General features: G+C 68.2%; 20 protein-coding genes, 1 tRNA gene and 2 pseudogenes. 15 read left to right on the forward strand and 8 right to left on the reverse strand.

All coding sequences use genetic code 11. From position 1 onward, the window contains the following. Positions 1-3 precede the first annotated feature (3 nt). Positions 4-1,152: a Nif3-like dinuclear metal center hexameric protein gene (locus K3M35_RS07320; RefSeq protein WP_374107753.1), complete on the reverse strand. Its 1,149-nt coding sequence runs from the start codon at positions 1,150-1,152 to the stop codon at positions 4-6. Positions 1,153-1,227: 75 nt separating this feature from the next. Here K3M35_RS07320 and K3M35_RS07325 point away from each other — a divergent pair, with 75 nt between their 5' ends. The 4 genes from K3M35_RS07325 to K3M35_RS07340 are packed head-to-tail and all read left to right on the forward strand — an operon-like array spanning position 1,228 to position 3,493. Then, the gene (locus K3M35_RS07325; protein WP_220666211.1) at positions 1,228-1,926 is read left to right on the forward strand and encodes an HAD hydrolase-like protein; all 699 of its coding nucleotides are present in this window, start codon (positions 1,228-1,230) and stop codon (positions 1,924-1,926) included. Further along, positions 1,916-2,230, forward strand: a complete 315-nt coding sequence (locus K3M35_RS07330) for a hypothetical protein (RefSeq protein WP_220666212.1) — start codon at positions 1,916-1,918, stop codon at positions 2,228-2,230. The genes K3M35_RS07325 and K3M35_RS07330 overlap by 11 nt, the downstream gene beginning before the upstream one ends. Before the next feature lie 28 nt (positions 2,231-2,258). Then, a complete protein-coding gene (locus K3M35_RS07335; protein ID WP_183079228.1) occupies positions 2,259-3,095 on the forward strand; it encodes an SURF1 family protein in 837 nt (278 codons plus the stop codon). Next, positions 3,092-3,493: a DUF5655 domain-containing protein gene (locus tag K3M35_RS07340; RefSeq protein ID WP_081263469.1), complete on the forward strand. Its 402-nt coding sequence runs from the start codon at positions 3,092-3,094 to the stop codon at positions 3,491-3,493. The genes K3M35_RS07335 and K3M35_RS07340 overlap by 4 nt, the downstream gene beginning before the upstream one ends. 73 nt (positions 3,494-3,566) lie before the next feature. Here K3M35_RS07340 and K3M35_RS07345 read toward each other — a convergent pair. The 3 genes from K3M35_RS07345 to K3M35_RS07355 form a co-directional block, all read right to left on the reverse strand. Beyond that, positions 3,567-3,638, reverse strand: a tRNA-Val gene (locus K3M35_RS07345). Positions 3,639-3,670: 32 nt separating this feature from the next. Next, the gene (locus K3M35_RS07350; RefSeq protein ID WP_006554436.1) at positions 3,671-4,135 is read right to left on the reverse strand and encodes a peroxiredoxin; all 465 of its coding nucleotides are present in this window, start codon (positions 4,133-4,135) and stop codon (positions 3,671-3,673) included. A 31-nt stretch (positions 4,136-4,166) separates the two neighbouring features. Beyond that, positions 4,167-4,589 carry a DUF3052 domain-containing protein gene (locus tag K3M35_RS07355; protein WP_006554437.1) on the reverse strand — a complete coding sequence of 141 codons (423 nt, stop codon included), beginning with the start codon at positions 4,587-4,589 and terminating at the stop codon, positions 4,167-4,169. A gap of 325 nt (positions 4,590-4,914) precedes the next feature. Between K3M35_RS07355 and aceE the strand changes: the two genes are divergently transcribed. The 6 genes from aceE (at position 4,915) to K3M35_RS07385 (ending at position 13,367) form a co-directional block, all read left to right on the forward strand. Next, positions 4,915-7,764, forward strand: a complete 2,850-nt coding sequence (gene aceE / locus K3M35_RS07360; RefSeq protein ID WP_033097778.1) for a pyruvate dehydrogenase (acetyl-transferring), homodimeric type — start codon at positions 4,915-4,917, stop codon at positions 7,762-7,764. Between the two features lie 66 nt (positions 7,765-7,830). Next, positions 7,831-9,144 carry a CdaR family transcriptional regulator gene (locus K3M35_RS07365; protein WP_259443691.1) on the forward strand — a complete coding sequence of 438 codons (1,314 nt, stop codon included), beginning with the start codon at positions 7,831-7,833 and terminating at the stop codon, positions 9,142-9,144. Between the two features lie 128 nt (positions 9,145-9,272). Further along, positions 9,273-10,190, forward strand: a complete 918-nt coding sequence (locus tag K3M35_RS07370; protein ID WP_024101330.1) for an ACP S-malonyltransferase — start codon at positions 9,273-9,275, stop codon at positions 10,188-10,190. Positions 10,191-10,310: 120 nt separating this feature from the next. After that, a complete protein-coding gene (gene acpM, locus K3M35_RS07375; RefSeq protein WP_006554441.1) occupies positions 10,311-10,589 on the forward strand; it encodes a meromycolate extension acyl carrier protein AcpM in 279 nt (92 codons plus the stop codon). Continuing rightward, complete coding sequence (locus K3M35_RS07380; protein ID WP_162836414.1) at positions 10,586-11,842, forward strand: KasA/KasB family beta-ketoacyl-ACP synthase; 1,257 nt, start codon at positions 10,586-10,588, stop codon at positions 11,840-11,842. Before acpM ends, K3M35_RS07380 begins: the two co-directional genes overlap by 4 nt. A 91-nt stretch (positions 11,843-11,933) precedes the next feature. After that, positions 11,934-13,367: an acyl-CoA carboxylase subunit beta gene (locus K3M35_RS07385; RefSeq protein WP_220666213.1), complete on the forward strand. Its 1,434-nt coding sequence runs from the start codon at positions 11,934-11,936 to the stop codon at positions 13,365-13,367. 112 nt (positions 13,368-13,479) lie between these two features. Here the strand turns inward: K3M35_RS07385 and K3M35_RS07390 are convergent, their stop codons facing one another. From K3M35_RS07390 to K3M35_RS07400, 3 genes are all read right to left on the reverse strand, one after another. Next, positions 13,480-13,986 (reverse strand): DUF3145 domain-containing protein, encoded by a 507-nt coding sequence (locus K3M35_RS07390; protein WP_006554444.1) that lies wholly within the window; start codon positions 13,984-13,986, stop codon positions 13,480-13,482. Positions 13,987-14,109: 123 nt separating this feature from the next. Continuing rightward, positions 14,110-14,922 carry a serine hydrolase gene (locus tag K3M35_RS07395; RefSeq protein WP_220666214.1) on the reverse strand — a complete coding sequence of 271 codons (813 nt, stop codon included), beginning with the start codon at positions 14,920-14,922 and terminating at the stop codon, positions 14,110-14,112. A gap of 47 nt (positions 14,923-14,969) precedes the next feature. Beyond that, positions 14,970-16,097: an NDMA-dependent alcohol dehydrogenase gene (locus tag K3M35_RS07400; RefSeq protein WP_019289833.1), complete on the reverse strand. Its 1,128-nt coding sequence runs from the start codon at positions 16,095-16,097 to the stop codon at positions 14,970-14,972. Between the two features lie 167 nt (positions 16,098-16,264). Here K3M35_RS07400 and K3M35_RS07405 point away from each other — a divergent pair, with 167 nt between their 5' ends. The 5 genes and pseudogenes from K3M35_RS07405 to K3M35_RS26090 all read left to right on the forward strand — a co-directional run bounded on the left by K3M35_RS07405 (position 16,265) and on the right by K3M35_RS26090 (position 20,284). After that, positions 16,265-17,917 carry an MBL fold metallo-hydrolase gene (locus tag K3M35_RS07405; protein WP_220666215.1) on the forward strand — a complete coding sequence of 551 codons (1,653 nt, stop codon included), beginning with the start codon at positions 16,265-16,267 and terminating at the stop codon, positions 17,915-17,917. A gap of 66 nt (positions 17,918-17,983) precedes the next feature. Then, positions 17,984-18,188, forward strand: a pseudogene (locus tag K3M35_RS07410) (Zn-ribbon domain-containing OB-fold protein); the annotation flags it as partial. A 40-nt stretch (positions 18,189-18,228) separates the two neighbouring features. Continuing rightward, positions 18,229-19,044: pseudogene (locus K3M35_RS07415) on the forward strand (thiolase family protein); the annotation flags it as partial. A 201-nt stretch (positions 19,045-19,245) separates the two neighbouring features. After that, complete coding sequence (locus K3M35_RS26085) at positions 19,246-20,076, forward strand: alpha/beta hydrolase-fold protein (protein WP_308257067.1); 831 nt, start codon at positions 19,246-19,248, stop codon at positions 20,074-20,076. Next, complete coding sequence (locus tag K3M35_RS26090) at positions 20,006-20,284, forward strand: hypothetical protein (RefSeq protein ID WP_230810182.1); 279 nt, start codon at positions 20,006-20,008, stop codon at positions 20,282-20,284. The genes K3M35_RS26085 and K3M35_RS26090 overlap by 71 nt, the downstream gene beginning before the upstream one ends. Before the next feature lie 68 nt (positions 20,285-20,352). Here the strand turns inward: K3M35_RS26090 and K3M35_RS07425 are convergent, their stop codons facing one another. Further along, positions 20,353-21,318, reverse strand: coding sequence for an endonuclease/exonuclease/phosphatase family protein (locus K3M35_RS07425; protein ID WP_024101336.1), 966 nt, complete (start codon positions 21,316-21,318; stop codon positions 20,353-20,355). Positions 21,319-21,342: the final 24 nt, after the last annotated feature.

The raw sequence follows: 21,342 nt of genomic DNA on the forward strand, positions 1-21,342 counted from the left end.
TGATTACCGTACCGCGCCCGCCGCGGTCGTCCAGGGATCGGTGCGCAACTCGCTGACCCGCGCCTGCCAGCCGTCCCGATCGGCGAACGCCCTATCGAGGACGTCGCGGGCCTGCGCGCACCACGGGTACTCGCTCGCCCAGTGCGCGACGTCCACCAGCGCGGGACCCCCGGCGCGCAGATGCTCGTCGGCGGGATGGTGCCGCAGGTCGGCGGTGACGTAGACGTCGACGCCCTGCGCGGTGGCGAGCCCGAGGAAAGAATCACCGGATCCGCCGCACACCGCCACGGTCCGCACCGACCGGTCGGGGTCGCCCGCACCGCGCACACCCCATTCGGTGGCCGGCAGCGCGGCGGCGACGTCAGCGGTGAACTGGCGCAACGTGCGGGTCTGCGGCAGCTCCCCCACCCGGCCGAGCCCGCGATCGCTCGGCAGGTCGGCGAGTTCGATGATGTCGAAGGCCGGTTCCTCGTACGGGTGCGCGTCGCGCAGGGCCGCGAGTACCGCCGCGCGCGACCGGCGCGGCGCGATGACCTCGATCCGGTCCTCGGGGACGCGTTCGAGGTCGCCGACCGAGCCGACGGCCGGGTCCGCGCCGTCGACCGGGCGGAACTGGCCGGTGCCCGTGGTCGACCAGCAGCATTCGCGGTAGTTGCCGAGGGCACCCGCGCCCGCTGCGAACAGTCCCGCGCGCACCGTGTCGGCGGCGTCGGACGGCACCATCACGACCCACTTGTCGGTCGCGGGTTCGGGCTTGGCCTCGAGCGGTCGCAGGATGGTCATGCCCAGCGCCCCGGCGAGGGCGTCCGAGACACCGGGGTTCGCACGGTCGGCGTTGGTGTGCGCGGTGAACAGAGCGCAGCCGCCGCGGATGAGGCGGTGGATCAGCGCGCCCTTGGGGGTGTGCGCGCCCACCGTGTCGACTCCGCGCAGCAGCAGCGGGTGGTGCACCAGCAGCAGTTGCGCGCCCCATTCGATCGCCTCGTCGACGACAGCCGCGGTCGCGTCGACGGCGAGCAGCACCTTGCGCACCGGCTCGTCGGGGTCGCCGGCGACGAGTCCCACCGAGTCCCAGCTCTCCGCCAGCGACGGCGGGTAGGCCGTCTCCAGAACGTCGATCACCTCACGCAGCGTCGCCGCCGTCACGTCCACCTCCAGCCGATCCGCTCTCTCCTACGCGCACGACCCTACGCGGCGGAAGACCGAACGAACGGGGAGAATGGCCCGGTGACCGTTCTTGCTGCCACCCAGCCGCTCGTGCTCCCTGCTCCCGTCGTCCTCTTCGATCTGGACGGCACGCTCACCGATTCCGCGACCGGGGTGATCAACGGGTTCCTCCACGCCGCCGAGACGACCGGTTTCGAGGCACCGGACGGCGAGCTGCAGTGGCTGCTCGGACCGCCCATGCGCGACACCCTGCAGAATCTCGGGCTCGACGAGGAGCAGGTCGCTGCGGGACTCGCGGCCTACCGGGACTACTACTCCGACACCGGCTGGGCGGAGAACGCCGTCTTCGACGGCATCGAAGCGGTGCTCGAGGCCGTCCGTGAGGCAGGTAGCCGCCTGGCGGTGGCGACGTCGAAGTCCCAGACGTTCGCCGAACGGATCCTCGACCACTTCGGTCTGACCGGATACTTCGAGTTCATCGGGGGTGCGAGCGACGACGGCGCCCGGCGGCACAAGTGGGAGGTCGTCGCGCACAGCCTCGCCGCTCTCGGGATCGATCCGCAGGATGCCGAGGCGGGCGGCACGACCGGTGTGGTGATGGTGGGCGACCGCGAGCACGACATCCACGGTGCGGGCCGGTTCGGCATCCCCACGGTCTTCGTCGAGTGGGGTTACGGGACCGAGACCGAGGGTCGTGCGGCGGCGCGGACGACCGCCTCGGTCGAGGAACTTCGGGAGGTACTCACGGGTGGACGCTGACGACCGCTTCCACGTGACCTTCGTGTGCACCGGCAACATCTGCCGGTCGCCGATGGCCGAGAAGATCTTCGCCGAGCACCTGGCGGCCGACCTCGTCGTCGCCATGACCACCACTCACGAGCGGGCGCTGGCGCAGCTCGGTGTCCCGTCCGATCGCCGTGTGCTGCTGCGTTCGTTCGATCCCGACGCCGACGACGATTCCGTGCCCGATCCGTACTACGGCTCTCTCGACGAGTTCGAGCAGGTCCGCGAGCAGATCGAAGCCGCCGTTCCGGGCCTGCTCGAGCGGGTGCGGCAGCAGTGAGACGCACCTCACCGGCTACCGTGGATCTGTGCGCCGATTGACATTTCTCCTACGCCCCGGCTGGTTGGTCCTGGCACTGGTGGTCGTCGGCTTCGCCTACGCGTGCTTCACGGTCCTCGCGCCGTGGCAGCTGGGTAAGAACACGAGCACCGAGGACCGCAACGGTCGCATCGCTGCGTCGATGGCACAGGATCCGGTTCCCGTCGGTGAACTACTGGGCGGCGACGGTCCGACCATCGAGGACGAGTGGCGCCGTGCGCTCGCGCAGGGCTCCTATCTGCCCGAGTCTGATGTGCTCGTGCGGTTGCGCAGCGTCGAGTCGCAGCCGGCCTACGAGGTGCTGACTCCGTTCGCACTCGATTCCGGCGGAACGATCCTCGTCAACCGCGGGTACGTGCGGCCGGTCCGCGGCAGCGAGATCCCCGAGATCCCGCCCGCGCCGTCCGGCCCCGTCACGCTCGACGCCCGCATCCGGATGTCCGAGGGAACGGTCGAGGACAAAGCCCCCTTCGTCGACGACGGCTACCAGCAGGTCTACTTCATCGACGCCCCGCAGGTCGCATCCGTCACTGGTCTTGATCTCGAGGACGTCTACCTGCAGCTCGACGCCGACCAGCCCGGCGGTCTCGGCGTGATCCCGCTCCCCCAGCTCGATTCGGGCCCGTACCTGTCGTACGGCCTGCAGTGGCTGGCGTTCGGGATCATGGCTCCGCTGGGTCTGGGCTATTTTGTGTGGGCCGAGCTGCGGGAGCGTAGGAAGTCCAAGGGTTCGCAAGACGGTGGTGACGCAGCCGAGGCCCCGGCGGAAGCGGCACCGCGCACCGCGAGCGAGAAGCTCGCCGATCGATACGGCCGGCCGCGGTGACCGAGCCGACCACCCTGCCCCGATTCGAGGAGCTCCCGATGTACGCGACCGTCGACGACTACCTGGCCGACAAGGATCCGGCCGCCGTCGATGTGTTCCGGCACGTGCGCGCCATGATCCTCGACCTCGGCGGCGACGTCACCGAGCACGTTCACGCGTCGGAGATCTCCTGGTCGCGGGGCCGTCCGTTCGCGGCGGCGTTCGTCTACGCCTCGCGTCTCGAGGTGGCTCTGGATCTGCCGCGGCGCATCCACCACGCGACGCTGCGTGAGGCGTTCCCGAAGAAGGGGACGGTGACGACGCACCGGCTGAGCGTCTCGTCGGTCGACGACCTCGACGACCACTTCGTGGAGTTGCTGAACGTCGCCTACCGCACCGCGGCGGAACCACGCGACTGACGTCTAGGGGATTTGTGTGGATCGGACCCCGCTAGACGGTGGCCGGATCCACCGGAATCGCTACATGTGATTGTGGGCGCGGAGGGTTTCGAACCCCCGACCGCTGGTGTGTAAAACCAGAGCTCTACCACTGAGCTACACGCCCGAAAGACGGCGGCAGGTGCCGCCGACTTCGCATCAGGACTTTAGCGCGGCGAGCGCTCTGGCCCAAGCTCCCTGGTCACGGGCCTCTCCGGGCTGGTTCTCCTCCGCGAACTGCACGATGCCGTCCTTGTCGATGACGAACGTGCCGCGGTTGGCGAAACCGAACTTCTCGTTGAACACACCGTAGGCCTGCGCGACCTCGCCGTGCGGCCAGAAGTCGGACAGCAGCGGGAAGGTGTATCCCTGCTCGGCTGCCCAGATCTTGTGGCTCGGCGACGGGCCGACCGACACCGCGAGGATGGCGGTGTCGTCGTTCTCGAAGGTGGGCAGGTCGTCGCGGACGGCGCACAGTTCGCCCTGGCAGACGCCGGTGAAGGCGAGGGGGTAGAAGACCAGGAGCACGTTCTTGCTGCCCCGAAAGCTCGACAGCGTCACCTCCTGGTTGTTCTGGTCCTTGAGAGTGAAATCGGGGGCTTCGGCGCCCACGGCGATCGGCATGCGTATGGATCCTTACGTTCCGGGAGCCGGTTCAGCGGCGGGGACGGCCGGCCTTGGGCTGGACGAGGCGGCTGCCGATCCAGTCACCGAGGTTGGTGGCCGTGGTCTGGGTGAGGCCGGCTGTGGCGGCCGACTCCGCGATCTCGCTGGGCTCGACGTGATCGGGGCGCCCGGTCTTGGGGGTGAGCACCCACACGACGCCCTCGTCGGCGAGGGGGCCGATCGCGTCCATGAGGGCGTCGACCAGGTCGCCGTCGCTGTCGCGCCACCACAGCAGCACGACGTCGACGACCTCGTCGGAATCCTCGTCGAGCAGCTCGGTACCGGTGACCTCTTCGATCGCAGCTCTCAACTCGTCGTCGGTGTCCTCGTCCCAACCGAGTTCCTGCACCACGTGGTCGTGAGTGATACCGAGCTTGGAGACATAGTTCTTGGCATCCGCCGCGGCGACCACGGTGGCTCCTCCTAAGGGTTGTGGTGCGCGAATCGGATCCGCGTACCGGCGTGACGATCAATTGGTCAAAGCGAACATCGTTGCGGGCCTCAACGCAACCCGAATCGCTGGGAAAAGCGGGAGAATCTTTCCAGAGGGACCCATTGCACCGCCTCGCACGGTGTCCGTTCCGTCCTGTTGGCCGGGCCACGGCGTGATCCTTCGTCGCGGATGGGGGAAGATGAGGGGTGCATCATGTTCAGATGTCGATTGCGTCGGCTCCCACAAGAGCCGGCCGACGGAGAGGGCGCTCCACCTACGCGCCCACCACGATGAGGAGCAGACGTTGACAGACCTGATCCACGGATCCGACTCCCGAGAAGGCGCCGCACCGGGCGCGTCGGGACCGGATTCCTCGGCCAAGCCGGCATCGACCAAGGACAACCGTGTCCGGGTGATCCGCGAGGGTGTGGCCTCCTATCTGCCGGACATCGATCCGGCGGAGACCGAAGAGTGGCTCGAGTCGTTCGACGGGATGCTCGAGGCCGCGGGCCCCACCCGCGCGCGCTACCTGCTGCTGCGCATGCTCGAGCGTGCCAACGAGCGCAAGGTCTCCCTTCCCGCCCTGACCTCCACCGACTACGTCAACACCATCCCCACCGAGAGCGAGCCGTGGTTCCCCGGTGACGAGGAGGTCGAGCGTCGCTTCCGGGCGTACATCCGGTGGAACGCGGCGATCATGGTCACCCGCGCGCAGCGCCCGGGTGTCGGCGTCGGTGGTCACATCTCCACCTACGCGTCGTCCGCCGCCCTGTACGAGGTCGGCTTCAACCACTTCTTCCGCGGCAAGGACCATCCCGGCGGCGGCGACCAGGTCTTCATCCAGGGCCACGCCTCCCCCGGTATCTACGCCCGAGCCTTCCTCGAGGGCCGCATCGGCACGGAGCAGCTCGACGGCTTCCGTCAGGAGCACAGCCACGCCTCGCTCGGCGGCGGCCTGCCCTCGTACCCGCACCCGCGCCTGCTCCCGACCTTCTGGGAGTTCCCGACCGTGTCCATGGGCCTGGGCCCGATGAACGCGATCTACCAGGCACGGTTCAATCACTACCTGCACGACCGGGGCATCAAGGACACCTCCGATCAGCACGTCTGGGCGTTCCTCGGCGACGGCGAGATGGACGAGCCGGAGTCGCGCGGTCTGGCGCACGTCGCGGCCACCGAGGGTCTCGACAACCTGACCTTCGTCGTCAACTGCAACCTGCAGCGTCTCGACGGCCCGGTGCGCGGCAACGGCAAGATCATCCAGGAGCTGGAGTCGTTCTTCCGCGGCTCCGGCTGGAACGTCATCAAGGTCGTGTGGGGCCGCGAGTGGGACGCCCTGCTGCACGCCGACAAGGACGGCGCACTGGTCAATCTCATGAACGCCACCCCCGACGGCGACTACCAGACCTACAAGGCCAACGACGGCGCGTTCGTGCGCGAGCACTTCTTCGGCCGCGACCCGCGGACGAAGGAACTGGTCAAGGACCTGTCCGACCAGCAGATCTGGAACCTCAAGCGCGGTGGCCACGACTACCGCAAGATCTACGCGGCCTACAAGGCGGCGATGGAGCACAAGGGTCAGCCGACGGTCATCCTCGCGCACACCATCAAGGGCTACACGCTCGGTAAGCACTTCGAGGGCCGCAACGCGACCCACCAGATGAAGAAGCTCACCCTCGAGGACCTCAAGTACTTCCGCGACATCCAGCGGATCCCGATCTCGGACGAAGAGCTCGAGAAGGATCCGAAGATGCCGCCGTACTACCACCCCGGCTTCGAGTCGCCCGAGATCCAGTACATGCTCGAGCGTCGCCGGGCCCTCGGCGGTTTCCTTCCGGAGCGCCGCACCACCGCGAAGCCGTTGGCGCTGCCCGCGGAGAAGACCTACGACGTCGTCCGCAAGGGTTCGGGCAAGCAGGAGGTCGCCACCACCATGGCGACGGTCCGTGTGCTCAAGGAACTGTTGCGCGACAAGGAGATCGGCAAGCGCATCGTGCCGATCATCCCGGACGAGGCCCGCACCTTCGGTATGGACTCGTGGTTCCCGTCGCTGAAGATCTACAACCGCAACGGTCAGCTGTACACCTCGGTCGACGCCGATCTGATGCTTGCCTACAAGGAGAGCGAAGTCGGGCAGATCCTGCACGAGGGCATCAACGAGGCCGGTTCGACGGCGTCGTTCACGGCGGTCGGGACGTCCTACGCAACGCAGGGCGAGCCGATGATCCCCGTGTACATCTTCTACTCGATGTTCGGTTTCCAGCGCACGGGCGACGGCCTGTGGGCGGCGGCCGACCAGATGGCACGCGGGTTCGCCCTCGGCGCGACGGCCGGTCGCACCACGCTGACCGGTGAGGGCCTGCAGCACGCCGACGGGCACTCGCTGCTGCTCGCGTCGACCAACCCGGCCGCGGTCACCTACGACCCGGCGTTCTCCTACGAGATCGCCCACATCTTCCGCGACGGTCTGCGGCGGATGTACGGCGGCACGGAGGGTGTCGACGGCTTCGGCGGTGAGGACGTCTTCTACTACATCACCATCTACAACGAGCCGTACTCGCAGCCGGCCGAGCCGGAGGATCTCGACGTCGAGGGCCTTCTCAAGGGCATCTACCTGTACAAGCGGGGACCGGAGTCGGGTCCGAAGGCGCAGATCCTGGTCTCGGGCGTGATGATGCCCGAGGCGCTGCGTGCGCAGAAGATGCTCGCCGACGAATGGGGAGTGTCCGCGGACGTCTGGTCCGTCACTTCGTGGGGCGAGCTGCGCCGCGACGGCGTCGAGTGCGACCGCCAGGCGCTGCTGAACCCCGGTGAGGAAGCCTCGGTGCCGTACGTCGCGTCGGTGCTCAACGACGCGGCGGGTCCGTTCGTCGCGGTGTCCGACTGGATGCGCGCGGTGCCCGATCAGATCCGCAAGTGGGTTCCGGGCGACTACACGGTGCTCGGCGCCGACGGCTTCGGCTTCTCCGACACCCGTGGCGCCGCCCGCCGCGTGTTCAACATCGACGCCGAGTCCACGGTGGTCGCGGTGCTCTCGGCACTCGGCCGCGAAGGCGCGATCGATCGTGAGAAGGCCGTCGAGGCGGCCCGCACCTACAAGATCGACGACGTGACGGCCGCCCCGGTCTCGATGGCGGATCCGGGCGTCGCCTGATCCGTCCGCCGGTCACGTCCGAGTGGCGTGACCGGCCGGCTCGCGGGCGCCGGGTACTTTCGTCCCATGGTCGACGAGCCGCAACCCCGCCGGACCGGGCAGGTACCGGGCGTTCACAGGGAACGCCCGGTACCGCCGTCCCGTCCCGAGCGGGCACCGCTGTCCGACGCGCTGCTCCGTCGGGTCAAGCAGTTCTCGGGGCGACTGTCCACCGAAGCGGTACACGTCATGCAGGAGCAGTTGCCCTTCTTCGCCGATCTCGACGCGTCGCAGCGGTCGACCGTGCAGCTGGTGATCCAGACGTCGGTGGTCGACTTCCTCGAGTGGGTGCGCAATCCCGACAGCGACCTGCGCTTCAGCCTCGACGCCTTCCAGATGATCCCGCAGGATCTCGCCCGGCGACTGACGCTGCGCCAGACGGTGGACATGGTCCGCGCGGCGATGGAGTTCTTCGAGCAGTGGCTGCCGGCCCTCGCCCGCAACGAGGAACAGCTCGTGGCGCTCACCGAGGCGATCCTGCGGTACGGGCGCGAGCTCGGTTTCGCTGCCGCGGCGGTGTACGCGGGGGCGGCCGAGTCGCGGGGCGCCTGGGACACGCGGCTCGAGGCCCTCGTCGTCGACGCCGTGGTGCGTGGGGACACCGGGCCCGACATGCAGTCGCGGGCCGCGACCCTCAACTGGGACGCGACCGCCCCGGCGACGGTGATAGTCGGTACTCCCCCGCCCGACCAGGGCGTCTCGGTGATCACCACCGTGCACACCGTCGCCCAGGAGCACGGTCGCGCGGCTCTCGCGGTGGTGCAGGGCGAACGCCTGGTGATGGTGGTCAGCGGTGAACTGCACGGGACGGTCGACGCGGCGGACTTCCGCTCCGAGTTGATGCGCGCGTTCTCCGACGATCCGGTGGTGATCGGTCCGACGACACCGACGCTGGCGACCGCACACGTCTCCGCCGTCGAAGCGCTCGCCGGCATGGAGGCGGTCGTGGGGTGGCCGGGGGCTCCCCGGCCGGTGCACGCCGCCGAGCTGTTGCCCGAACGTGCGCTGCTCGGTGATCCCGGCGCGATCGCCGCGCTCGAGGACTTCGTCGTCGCCCCGCTCGCAGCCGCCGGGCCGTCCCTCGCGGACACGCTGGACGCATACCTCGACAGTGGGGGCGCTGTCGAGACTTGCGCCCGGAAGCTGTTTGTTCATCCAAATACCGTGCGGTATCGATTGAAGCGGATCACAGAAGTAACGGGTCGGGATCCCACAAATCCTCGCGATGCGTACGTGCTTCGAATCGCTGCCACGGTAGGCCGCCTGGCACGAAGCCATAACGAATTGAGATCGCCTGCACCACCTGTCACACGATTCACAATTCGCGAATCGGACACGTAACGTCCCCGGCCTTTCCACCGATAGCGAGCACCGACGTGCAGATTTGTGGGAACCCTACAAATCGAGGGGCAACCTTTCATCGCTACCGACATCTCGCAGGCACCCGTTCGCGGTGTTCCCTGGTGATCGTGATTTCGCTGCTTGCCCCCGGCCAGGGGTCTCAGACACCCGGAATGCTCGCCCCGTGGCTCGAGCAGTCCGGAGCGCGCGACCGGATCGACCGGTGGTCGCAGACGGCGGGACTGGATCTCGCGCGTCTCGGCACCACTGCCACCGCCGAGGAGATCACCGACACCGCGGTGACCCAGCCGCTCGTGGTGGCCTCCGCCCTGCTCGCCTTCGAGGATCTCGACCGTCGCGGCCTCGTGCCCGCCGACACGATCGTCGCCGGCCACTCCGTCGGCGAACTCGCAGCGGCCGCCATCGCGGGTGTCATCAGCGCCGACGACGCCGTCGCCCTCGCCGCCGTCCGCGGAGCCGAGATGGCCCGCGCCTGCGCCCTCGAACCCACCGGAATGTCCGCCGTCCTCGGCGGCGCCGAGGACGAGGTGCTCGCGCGCCTCGCCGAGTTGGATCTGGCCCCCGCAAACATGAATGCGGCCGGTCAGATCGTCGCAGCCGGGCGCCTGAGTGCGCTCGAGGAACTCGCTGCGAACCCGCCCGAGAAGGCCCGCGTCCGCGCCCTGCCGGTCGCCGGTGCCTTCCACACCCGATTCATGGCACCCGCCCAGGACGCCGTGGCTGCCGCCGCGGCGAAGATCACACCATCGGATCCGACGCACACGCTGCTGTCGAACTACGACGGCAAGCCCGTCACCTCCGGAGCCGACGCCCTCGAACGTCTCGCAGCTCAGGTCACCCGGCCCGTCCGGTGGGACCTGTGCACCGCCTACCTGCGCGCGGCGCAGGTGAGCCGGATCGTCGAGCTTCCCCCCGCCGGCACGCTGGTGGGCATCGCCAAGCGCGAGATGCGCGGCACGCCCACCGTCGCCCTCAAGACCCCCGCGGAGATCTCCGCTCTGGCCGAAAGTCTTCAACTCGGTTAGGTTGCTGCGCGCGCCGTCGCACAGCACGGGCACCTCACCGGGACCTCCCCGGACCCCCGACCGGAAACATCCGGCCGGTTTCGAACGACATAGTCGACAGATCGAGAAGGGAGCCACATCGTGGCCGCCACCCAGGAAGAAATCATCGCCGGTCTCGCGGAGATCATCGAAGAGGTCACCGGCATCGAGCCCTCCGAGGTGACCGTCGACAAGTCCTTCGTCGACGACCTCGACATCGACTCGCTGTCCATGGTCGAGATCGCCGTCCAGACCGAGGACAAGTACGGCGTGAAGATCCCTGACGAGGATCTCGCCGGTCTGCGCACCGTCGGTGACGCCGTGAACTACATCCAGAAGCTCGAGGCCGCAGGCGTTCAGGCCACGAACGACAACGAATGAGTTCTGCTGTGACCTCCCCTTCTCCTCGGGCACTCCGCAACGTCGTCGTCACCAGCCTCGCGGCTACGACGTCGATCGCCGGCGACGTGGACGCCACCTGGAAAGCACTGCTGGCCGGTGAGAGCGGGATCGGCACCATCGACGGCGGATTCGTCGACGAGTTCGACCTCCCGGTGCGCATCGGCGGAACCCTGAAGGTCAGCCCCGACGAGGGACTGTCCCGGGTGGAACTCCGTCGCATGAGCTTCGTCGAGCGCCTCGCGCTCACCCTCGGGCGCACCGTCTGGCAGAACGCCGGCAGCCCCGAGGTCGACCAGGACCGTCTCGGTGTGGTCATCGGTACGGGCCTCGGTGGCGGCGAGTCGCTCATCGACGCCGTCGACAAGCTCCGTGCCGGCGGCTACCGCAAGGTCTCGCCCTTCGCGGTGCAGATGATCATGCCGAACGGACCGTCGGCCACCGTCGGGCTCGAACTCGGTGCTCGCGCAGGGGTCATCACCCCGGTCTCGGCGTGCTCGTCCGGATCCGAGGCGATCGCCAACGCGTTCCGCATGATCGCCTTCGGCGACGCCGACATCGTCGTCACCGGTGGTGTCGAGGGTCAGCTGGACGCGGTCGCCACCGCGGGCTTCGCGATGATGCGGGCGCTGAGCACCCGCAACGAGGACCCGAAGGGCGCCTCGCGTCCGTTCGACAAGGACCGCGACGGTTTCGTCTTCGGCGAGGCCGGCGCGCTGATGGTCCTCGAGAGCGAGGAGCACGCCAAGGCACGCGGAGCGACCATCCACGCTCGTATCCTCGGCGCCGGCATCACCTCCGACGGTTACCACATCGTCGCCCCCGATCCGGAAGGTACGGGAGCGGCTCGGGCCATGCGGCGAGCGATCGAGACCGCCGGGCTCACCAAGGCCGACATCGGGCACGTCAACGCGCACGCGACGGCCACCCCGATCGGCGACGTGGCCGAAGCCAAGGCCATCAACGCGGCCGTGGGCAACCACGCCGCGATCTACGCCCCCAAGTCCGCGCTCGGTCATTCGATCGGTGCGGTGGGTGCACTCGAAGCAGTACTCACGGTCCTGGCTCTGCGTGACGGGGTCATCCCGCCCACGCTGAATCTCGAGAACCAGGATCCAGAGATCGATCTCGACGTGGTCAAGGGCGAACCACGTTCCGGCCGGATCGATTTCGCGCTGAACAACTCGTTCGGTTTCGGTGGGCACAACGTGGCGCTCGCATTCGGTCGCGCCTGACCGTCGACGCCGCTGCGCCCCATGCGGTGGGGGCTCCACCCGGAGCCCCCACCGCAGCCCACCACCACCGCGTCTGCCCGAGGAGCACCCGATGACCATCCTGGATCCAGCCACCCCGCGTGAGACGACGGTGGACCCGAGAGATCCGTTGGCCCGTCTCGAGAAACTGTTCGACCCGGGCAGCCTGGAACTGCTGCACACCCGCGACAAGTCGGGCGTCCTCGCCGCCGTCGGCGAGGTCGACGGCATCCGCACCGTCGCATACTGCTCCGATGCCACCGTCATGGGCGGAGCCATGGGCGTCGAGGGATGCAAGCACATCGTCTCCGCCATCGACCACGCCATCGACCACGAGATCCCCGTGGTCGGCATCTTCCACTCCGGTGGCGCGCGTCTGGCCGAGGGCGTCGAAGCCCTCCACGCCGTCGGCCTGGTCTTCGAGGCCATGGTCCGCGCGTCCGGTCTGATCCCCCAGATCTCCGTCGTTCTCGGCTTCGCGGCCGGCGGTGCCGCCTACGGCCCGGCCCTGACCGACATCGTCATCATGGCCCCCGAGGGCCGTGTCTTCGTCACCGGACCGGACGTGGTCCGCAGCGTCACCGGTGAGCAGGTCGACATGGAGTCGCTCGGCGGCCCCGACACGCACACCAAGAAGTCCGGTGTCGCGCACATCGCCGCGCACGACGAGGCCGACGCCCTGCACCGGGCCCGCCGCCTGGTGTCGATGCTGGCCGATCAGGGCGAATTCGACGTCGTCGCAGCGACACTCGGCGACACCGACCTGCGGGCGCTGATGCCCGCGTCGCCGCGACGCGCATACGACGTGCGGCCGATCGTCCACCAGTTGCTCGACAACGTCGACGGCGAGCCCTCCTTCGAGGAACTGCAGGCCGGCTGGGCCCGCAGCATCGTCACCGGCTTCGGCCGTCTCGGCGGCCGCACGGTCGGGGTCATCGCCAACAACCCGCTGCGCCTCGGCGGCTGCCTCAACTCCGAGAGCGCCGAGAAGTCAGCGCGTTTCGTGCGGATGTGCAACGCCTTCGGTGTTCCGCTCGTCGTCATCGTCGACGTTCCCGGTTACCTTCCCGGTGTGAGCCAGGAGTGGGAGGGTGTCGTGCGACGCGGCGCCAAGTTGCTCCACGCGTTCGCCGAGGCGAAGGTTCCCCGTGTCACGCTGGTGACGCGCAAGATCTACGGCGGCGCGTACATCGCGATGAACTCCCGGGCGCTCGGGGCCACCGCCGTCTACGCGTGGCCGGAGTCCGAGGTGGCCGTGATGGGCGCGAAGGCCGCTGTGGGCATCCTCCACAAGAAGGCCCTCGCCGCGGCTCCCGAGGAAGAGCGTGAGGCGCTGCACGACCGTCTCGCCGCCGAACACGAGGCGATCGCCGGTGGCGTCGGTCGTGCGATGGCCATCGGTGTGGTCGACGAGATGATCGATCCCGCCACCACGCGCAGCACCCTGGCCGCCGCGCTCGCCGCCGCACCCGCGGTTCGCGGACGGCACAAGAATATTCCGCTCTGATCCGGACACAGCACGAGAACACCGGCACCGCTCCTCGGAGCGGTGCCGGTGTTCTCGTATCAGGAAGATGTGGGGTGCGTTCCGGTCGCGTCGCCGGGGCGGCGGACCGCGGTCAGCCGACGTCCCGGCGGAGCCACGTCACCTGCGCGCCTTCGTCGCCGCTGCGGTACGGCTCGAGCTCTTCGTCCCATGCCGTTCCGAGGGCGCGGTGCAGTTCGCTCGTGACATCGGCGGAGGACAGCATGGCGCGCAGACGCATCTCTCCGACGACGATGTCGCCGTTGGCGCTGGTGCACCCGCGCCACAGACCCAGTCGGGGGGCGTAGCTGAAACGTTCGCCGTCGACGCCCTCGCTGGGATTCTCGGTGATCTCGAAGCGGAGCATCGGCCACGACCGCAGCACGTCGGCCAGTCGCGCGGCCGTGCCCACGGGCCCGACCCAGTCGACGCAGGTGCGCAGCAGCCCCGGTGCGGCGGGCTGGCCCGTCCACGAGAGATCGGGCCGGCAGTCGAGGATGTCGGCCAGTGCCCATTCGATGTGCGGGCACACGGCCGCCGGTGAGGAGTGGACATAGATCACCCCCGCCGTGGCATCCGCGAATTGGTTGGATGCGCGCATACATTCACCTCCGGTTCGACCAGGACGTCTTCCCCAACGACCTTCGTCGATCAAGGCTTCTCCATGCAGGCTGCGTACAAGTGTGCCCGTGTGGCGTGTGTTTCGCCAGCGAACCAGAGAGGTTCATGTGAATTCGGTGATGATCGCGTCTCCGAGGGCAGGCCAGAGCGGTTTCGCCCAGTCTCCGAACGCACGATCAGTAAGTACCACAGCGGCGACGGAAATTTCGGGATCTACCCAAATGAAGGTGCCCGATTGACCGAAATGACCGAAAGTGCGCGGTGAATTACCGGTGGCGGTCCAATGCGGGTTCTTTTCGCCCCGGATCTCGAATCCGAGACCCCAGTCGTTGGGCTTGAACATCCCGTAGCCGGGCACGAGTCCGTTCAGACCCGGAAACTGCACGCTGGTCGCCTCGGTGAGGGTTTCGTGCGAGACCAGCACGGGGTCGAGCAGCTCGCGCGCGAACAGTGCGAGATCGGCGACCGACGACTGCGCCCCGTGACCCGCCGGCCCCGGCAGGGACGAGGACGGCATGCCGAGCGGCTCGAAGACCGCTTGCCGGAGGTATTCCGGGAACTCGATACCGGTTTCCGTCTCGACGAGTTCGGCGAGCACCTCGAAGCCCGCACTCGAGTAGATCCGCTTGCGTTCGGGTTCGGTCTGCACGGTGCGCTCACCGAACGCCAGACCGGAGGCGTGGGCGAGCAGGTGGCGCACCGTCGACCCCGCGGGGCCCGCGGGCTGGTCGAGCTCGATCGCGCCCTCCTCGACGGCCACCAGCGCGGCGTACGCCACGAGCGGCTTCGTCACGGATGCGAGTGGGAAGACCTCGTCGAGGTCTCCCCTGGACGCGACCGTTCCGCCGTCGCGGGTCACCACCGCGGCGGCGGAACGGTCGACAGGCCAGTCGCTGAGCAGATCGAGGCTGTGCACGCGATCAGCCTACGAGACGGCCCGGCGGGGTCACCGGTCGGTACCGGTCACCAGTCGGCTTCGGTGTAGCGGATGACGCCGCGGATGTTCCTGCCCTCGAGCATGTCCCGGTATCCGTCGTTGATCTGCTCGAGGGTGTAAGTGCGCGTGACCATGTCGGCCAGGTTCAGTTGACCGGACTTGTACAGGTCGAGCAGGTTGGGGATGTCCACCCGCGCGTTGCAGCCACCGAAGATGTTGCCCTTGAGGTCCTTCTGCAGCATCGAGAGCAGGAACGAGTTGAGCTTGACGTCCATGTCGGACATGTAGCCCATCGCCGTGACGACGCACCGGCCGCCCTTGGCCGTGAGTGTCAGTGCCGGATCGACCAGCTCGCCCTTCATCTCGCCCACGGTGATGATCGTCGAGTGGCACATGCGGCCCCACGTGATCTCCATGATGGGCACGATGGCCTCCTCGATGGAGGCGTAGGTGTGGGTGGCACCGAACTTGAGCGCCTGCTCCCGCTTCCACGGCTCCGGGTCGATCGCGAACACGTGGCGCGCACCCGAGGCGACGGCGCCCTGCAGAGCGCTCATGCCGACACCGCCGACGCCGATGATGGCGACCGAGTCGCCGGCCTTGACCTCGGCGATGTTCGTCGCCGAACCCCAGCCGGTGGGCACGCCGCAGCCGACCAGCGCCGCGAGCTCGAAGGGTACGTCCTTGTCGATCTTGACGACCTGGCTCTGGTTGACCGTCATGTACGGCGAGAAGGTGCCGAGGAGGCACATCGCGATCACGTTCTCGCCGCGGGCCTGAATGCGGTAGGTGCCGTCGGAGATCGCCTGGCCGCCGAGCAGTCCCGCCCCGAGGTCGCACAGATTCGAGTGCCCCGAGGAACAGGACGGACACCGTCCGCACGCAGGGATGAAGGACAGCACGACGTGGTCGCCCACCTCGAGACCCACCACACCCTCACCGACCTTGGTGATCACGCCCGAGCCCTCGTGACCACCCATGGCGGGGAAGGACGGCATCGGGGTTGCGCCCGTGACGATGTGATGGTCGGAATGGCACATGCCGGCGGCTTCCATGCGGATCTGCACTTCGCCCGCGACGGGATCGCCGAGGTCGATCTCCTCGACGGACCACGGTTCGTCGATGCCCCACAGCACTGCACCCTTGGTCTTCATCTGACTCGCCTTCCATCGCATTGCCGGTTGTGCACGTGACGATAGCCACAATCGCACAGAATTGGAACAGGTTCTACATACTTTCCCGGTCCGGTGGGACACCCGCGCTCGATACGGTGAGAGGCAGTCCCGCGGGTCACCACCGCCCGAGCGTCCGAGGAGATGCCGTGTCCGACAATCCGGAACTCACTTTCCACGGGGCGGCGAGAACCGTCACCGGTTCGTGCGCGACGGTCGAACTCGGCGACGCACGGATCCTGATCGACTGCGGACTGTTCCAGGGCTCCCGCAGCCTCGAGAACCTGAACGTCGCAGAGTTCGCGTTCCCCCCGGAGTCGGTCGACGCCGTGATCCTCACCCACGCCCACATCGACCATTGCGGCCTGCTCCCCAAGCTCGTCACCCGCGGCTTCGACGGCCCGATCTTCTGCACGGCCCCCACAGCGGAATTGCTCTCGTTCATGCTTGCCGACTCGGCTCGCATCCAGGAGTTCGAGGCCCAGCGCCGCAATCGGCGACGCGACCGCGCGAACCGCGCCGAATTCCACCCGATCTACATCGAGGAGGACGCCCGGCTCGCCGCCTCGCGCGCCCGGCCGATACCGCTCGAGGAGTGGTTCGAACCGGCGCCCGGTTTCCGGGTCCGCCTGTGGAATGCCGGACACATCCTGGGATCGGCCTCGGCGGAGATCGAGGCCGGCGGTGTGCGGATGTTGTTCTCGGGGGATCTGGGGCCGGAACAGAAGGCCTTCCACGCCGATCCGGAAGGTCCGACCGGACTCGACTACGTCGTCTGCGAATCCACCTACGGGGACCGCTCACGCCCTCGACTCACGATCGCCGAGCGCCGCGACCTCCTCGCCCGGGAGGTGAACGAGGCACTCGGGCGGGGCGGCAACCTGATCGTGCCGTCGTTCGCGCTCGAACGCACCCAGGAGTTGTTGCTCGACATCGGATATCTGCTCGATGACGAGCGTATTCCGGGGGTGCCGGTCTTCGTCGACTCCCCGCTGGCGATCCGCGCGACCGACGTCTTCGCCGCACATGCCGGAGAACTCGAGGATCTCGACGGCCGGAACGTCTTCCGCCATCCGGGCATCCGGTACACCACCGAGGCCGAGGAATCGATGCGGATCGACAGCTACGATCGCGCGATCATCATCGCGGCCTCCGGGATGTGCGAGGCGGGACGGGTTCGGCACCACCTGCGGAACAACCTCGCCCGCCCCGACTCGACGGTGCTCTTCGTCGGCTATCAGGCGCAAGGCACGCTCGGCAGGGTGATCCTCGAGGGTGCCTCGAAGGTCCGGATCTCGGGTGAGGACATCGATGTCGGGGCACGGATCCGGCGGATCGACAGCTACTCCGCGCACGCCGATCGCGGCGAGTTGGTGCAATGGGTCGGGCAACGCGCGCCGATCTCCGGTGCAGTCTTCCTCGACCACGGAGAACCCGATGCGCTCGCCGCCTTCACGGCGGCGCTGCACGACCTCGATGCCGGACTGAACGTGGTCGTCCCGGAGATCGGCGCCCGATACCGGCTCGTGGCGGGCGGTCCGCCCGAGCACATCGCCACGGTCGCACCCCCGGCGCCGGTGCACGTCGGCCGCGACTGGCAGAACGAGTACGCCGAGTTCGCTACCGGTCTGCGCGACCAGCTGCTCGAGATCGACGACCCGCGCACCCGGGAGCGCGCGATCGCTGCGATGCGGAAGGTGCTCGACGAATACCGCACGGGTGCCCAGACCCCGGAGGAGCACCGGCGCCACTCGAGGCCGGGCCGGCGCAAGCCTCCGCCCCGCCGGAGGCGCCGTTTCTGAGCGTGATCCTCATGTTCGACCGCGGCGAGGGCCGCCGCATCGGCATCGGACAACGGAGGACGAACCATGACGACGAAGGCGCTCGCGCCCGACGTATCCACGTGGCCGGCAGAGAACCCGCAGCTCATCGGCAGCCGCTGCGACGACTGCTCCGCGACCACATGGCCCACCCAGCCGCGTTGCCCCCCGGTGCAGCGGGGCGAACTTCTCGGAGCTGCTGCTGCCGCGTCGCGGCACGCTCGTGGCATGGACCACGCAGGGCTTCGTGCCGATCTGATCCGCACACATCCCATCGAGGAGTTCCCGACATCGTGAACGACGTTGCCATCATCGGGGTGGGCCTTCACCCGTTCGGTAGATTCGGCGCCAACCGGCATTCCCTTCACCAACGTGTTCAACACGTGCGCGACGTCCGCTTCACCGCCGATCCCGCCATGCTCGGTCTGCCCGCCTGGTACGCCGAGAACGGACAGTTCGTCACCACCAAGTTCTTCGGCATGAAGGCGAACCGCTACGCCATCGACCACAACATCTCGCACAAGACGCTCGCACGGGTCGCGGCGAAGAACTACCGCAACGGCGGCCTCAACCCGAATACCTTCCGCCGCATGGAGTTCAACATCGACGACATTCTGTCGTCGCCGATGCTCAACTACCCGCTCACGGCGAAGATGTTCTGCGCGCCGGACGAGGCTGCCGCAGCGGTGATCATGTGCCGCGGCGATCTGGTGTCGAAGCACACTACCGAAACGCCGGTCTACCTGCGCTCCAACGCGATTCGCACGCGCACCTACGGCGCGTACGAGGTCCGTGTGACGTGGGCGTCGGTCGAGGAGGACGTCTCCCCCACCGTCTACGCAGCCAAGGCCGCCTTCGAGGGCGTCGGCATCGGCCCCGAGGGCGTCGAGGGAGCCACCGAGATCGGCGGATCCCTCCCTGCGAACACCGACGGGTGGTCTCATCGTCAACGGTGAACCCGTCGACGTCTCCGGCATCCGCCAGGTCCACGAACTGGTGTTGCAGCTGCGCGGTCCGGCCGGAGAGCGGCAGATTCCGGGCGAGCCGAAGGTGGGCCTCGCCCAAGTCCACGGTGCCCCGGCACCGCAGCCGCATCGATCCTGTCACTCCGAGCACCACGTAACCGCACGAAAGTTCGGTCGCCGCACGAGATCCCGAGTGCGGTGGCCGAACTCGCCCCAGGGACACCGCGAGGCCGGAATCACAGCACCCCGAGGCACTTTTCGCAACCGGAGGAAGGTACTGTCCAGCTCAGCGGGTCGAACGCGGGGGACGACTCTCGGCATCACTTCGAGTCGAGGCGTTCATCCGTGCGTCGATCCGTCGTGTCCCGTCGTGGCTTCCGCAGCCTTGCGGTCGGTCTCGCAGGCCTCTCGTCGCTCGTGTTCGGCACCGCCACCGCGCACGCCGATCCCGAGCAACCCGACGCCGAGCCCGCCACCGCCTCCGTCGAGGGCGTCGACGAGGTGACCGACCAGCACTGGACGGTCCGCGTCTATTCCCCGGCCGTGGATACCGTGATCCCCCTGGACGTCCTGCGTCCGGCCGATCCGAGCGAGCCGCGGCCGGTCGTCTACGCCCTCGGCGGCGCGGGTGTCGGTGTGATCGACGGCACCGGGTGGATGGAGAGCAGCGACATCGCCGAGTTCTTCTCGGACAAGAATGTCAACGTGGTCATCTCCGCCACCGGCAACTTCAGCTACTTCACCGACTGGGATCTCGACGATCCGGTTCTCGGTCGCAACCAGTGGCAGACCTTCCTCCTCGAGGAACTGCCGCCCGTCGTCGACGAACTGCTCGACACCGACGGCAAGCAGTCGATCATCGGGATGTCCATGAGTGCCGGCTCCGCGCTGGACCTCGCGATCCGGAGGGGCGACCTGTACTCCGGCGTCGCATCCCTCAGCGGATGCGTGCGCACCAGTGATCCGGTCGGTCAGCTGTACGTGAGGCTCGTCGTCGAGCGCCGCGGCAAGGGCGACGTCGAGAGCATGTGGGGTCCGGCCGACGGGTCCGCGCTGGGCCGAGCACGACGTCTACCTCAATGCGGAAGGCTTGCGCGGCAAGGCCTTGTACCTGTCGAGCCGCAACGGTCTGCCCGGCACGTACGACGTCCCCGGTCAGGAACGCGCGGCGGGTGAATCGTTCGCCACGCAGATCGTCGCAGGCGGAGCGATCGAGGCCGCCACGAATGCCTGCACGCACCAGCTGGTGGACCGGCTCGAAGCGCTCGACATCCCGGTCACGGCCGAACTCGATGCCGACGGAACGCATTCGTGGGGTTACTGGGAGGACGACCCGCGCAAGGCGTGGCCGATCCTCGCCGAGTCGATGGGCGCTGAGGCCTGATCGCGAGGCTTCGCTCGCGGGGGGCCTGATCGCGAGGCTTCGCTCGCGGGGGGCCTGATCCCGAGGCGTCACTCGCCGGGGTCCAACCGGATCCGGGCGACCACCGAACGGTGATCCGCCCTGGGAAGGTCGTCGGAATCGAACGCGACGGCCGTCCCGTTCCCGACGAGGATGTGATCGATCGCCACCAGCGGCGGGCCGGGTTTGTCGGTCGGATAGGTACGCACCGCCCCCGCTCCCGCCTGCTCCGCGGCATCGGCGAAACGCCCCGAGAGCAACGCGCGGAACTGCGCATGGTCGTAGGTGGCGTTGAAATCGCCGCCCACGACTGCGGGGACGTCGGCCGGAGATCGATCGAGGATGTCCTGCAACCGCGACAGTTCGGCAGCCCAGTCCTGCGCATCGAACACCGGTGGGACCGGGTGGAACGCGTGGACCGCGACCGGTCCCGCCCCCGGTACGTCCGCTAGCGCAGAGAGTTGACGGAAGACGAATCCGTCGTGTTCGACGGTGTCCGACAGCGGAAATCGGCTCCAGATCCCCGTTCCCGACGCCAACTCTCCGGGGACGAGATACCGATGGGGCAGCAGCTCGTCGAGACCGGCACGGGTGAGTCCATCGACCCCCGCAGAGGTGAGTTCGTTCACCGTGAGCAGGTCGACGTCGCGGTCCCGGACCCGGGACACGACGACCTCGGGATCGGCACCCCTGTCGAACAGAATGTTCGCGTGCATCACGGTGATATCGGGACCCGCACCGGCCGCAGCCGTCGCGACGTGGAGAGGCGCCTGGGTCCAGACCGCAGTCGCAGCAATCGCACCCGCAACGAGGGCCCCGAATAGGCGTCGACGGACAGCCAAGGCGATCAGCCCGATCACCGCACCGGCCATCAGATACGACGCGCCGGACGCTGCGAGCACCAAGGGTTGGGCCGACCACCTACCGAAGTGGAGCGCGAGACCGACCGCGCCTGTCGCGGTTGCCGTCCACCCGAGAACGTCCGATCCGAGCCGGAGCCACTTCGCCGTCACCACGCCACACAACCATGCCGCAGGTCG

This window comes from Rhodococcus sp. DMU2021 (genome assembly GCF_019641445.1).
GTDB classification, from domain to species: domain Bacteria; phylum Actinomycetota; class Actinomycetes; order Mycobacteriales; family Mycobacteriaceae; genus Rhodococcus; species Rhodococcus pyridinivorans.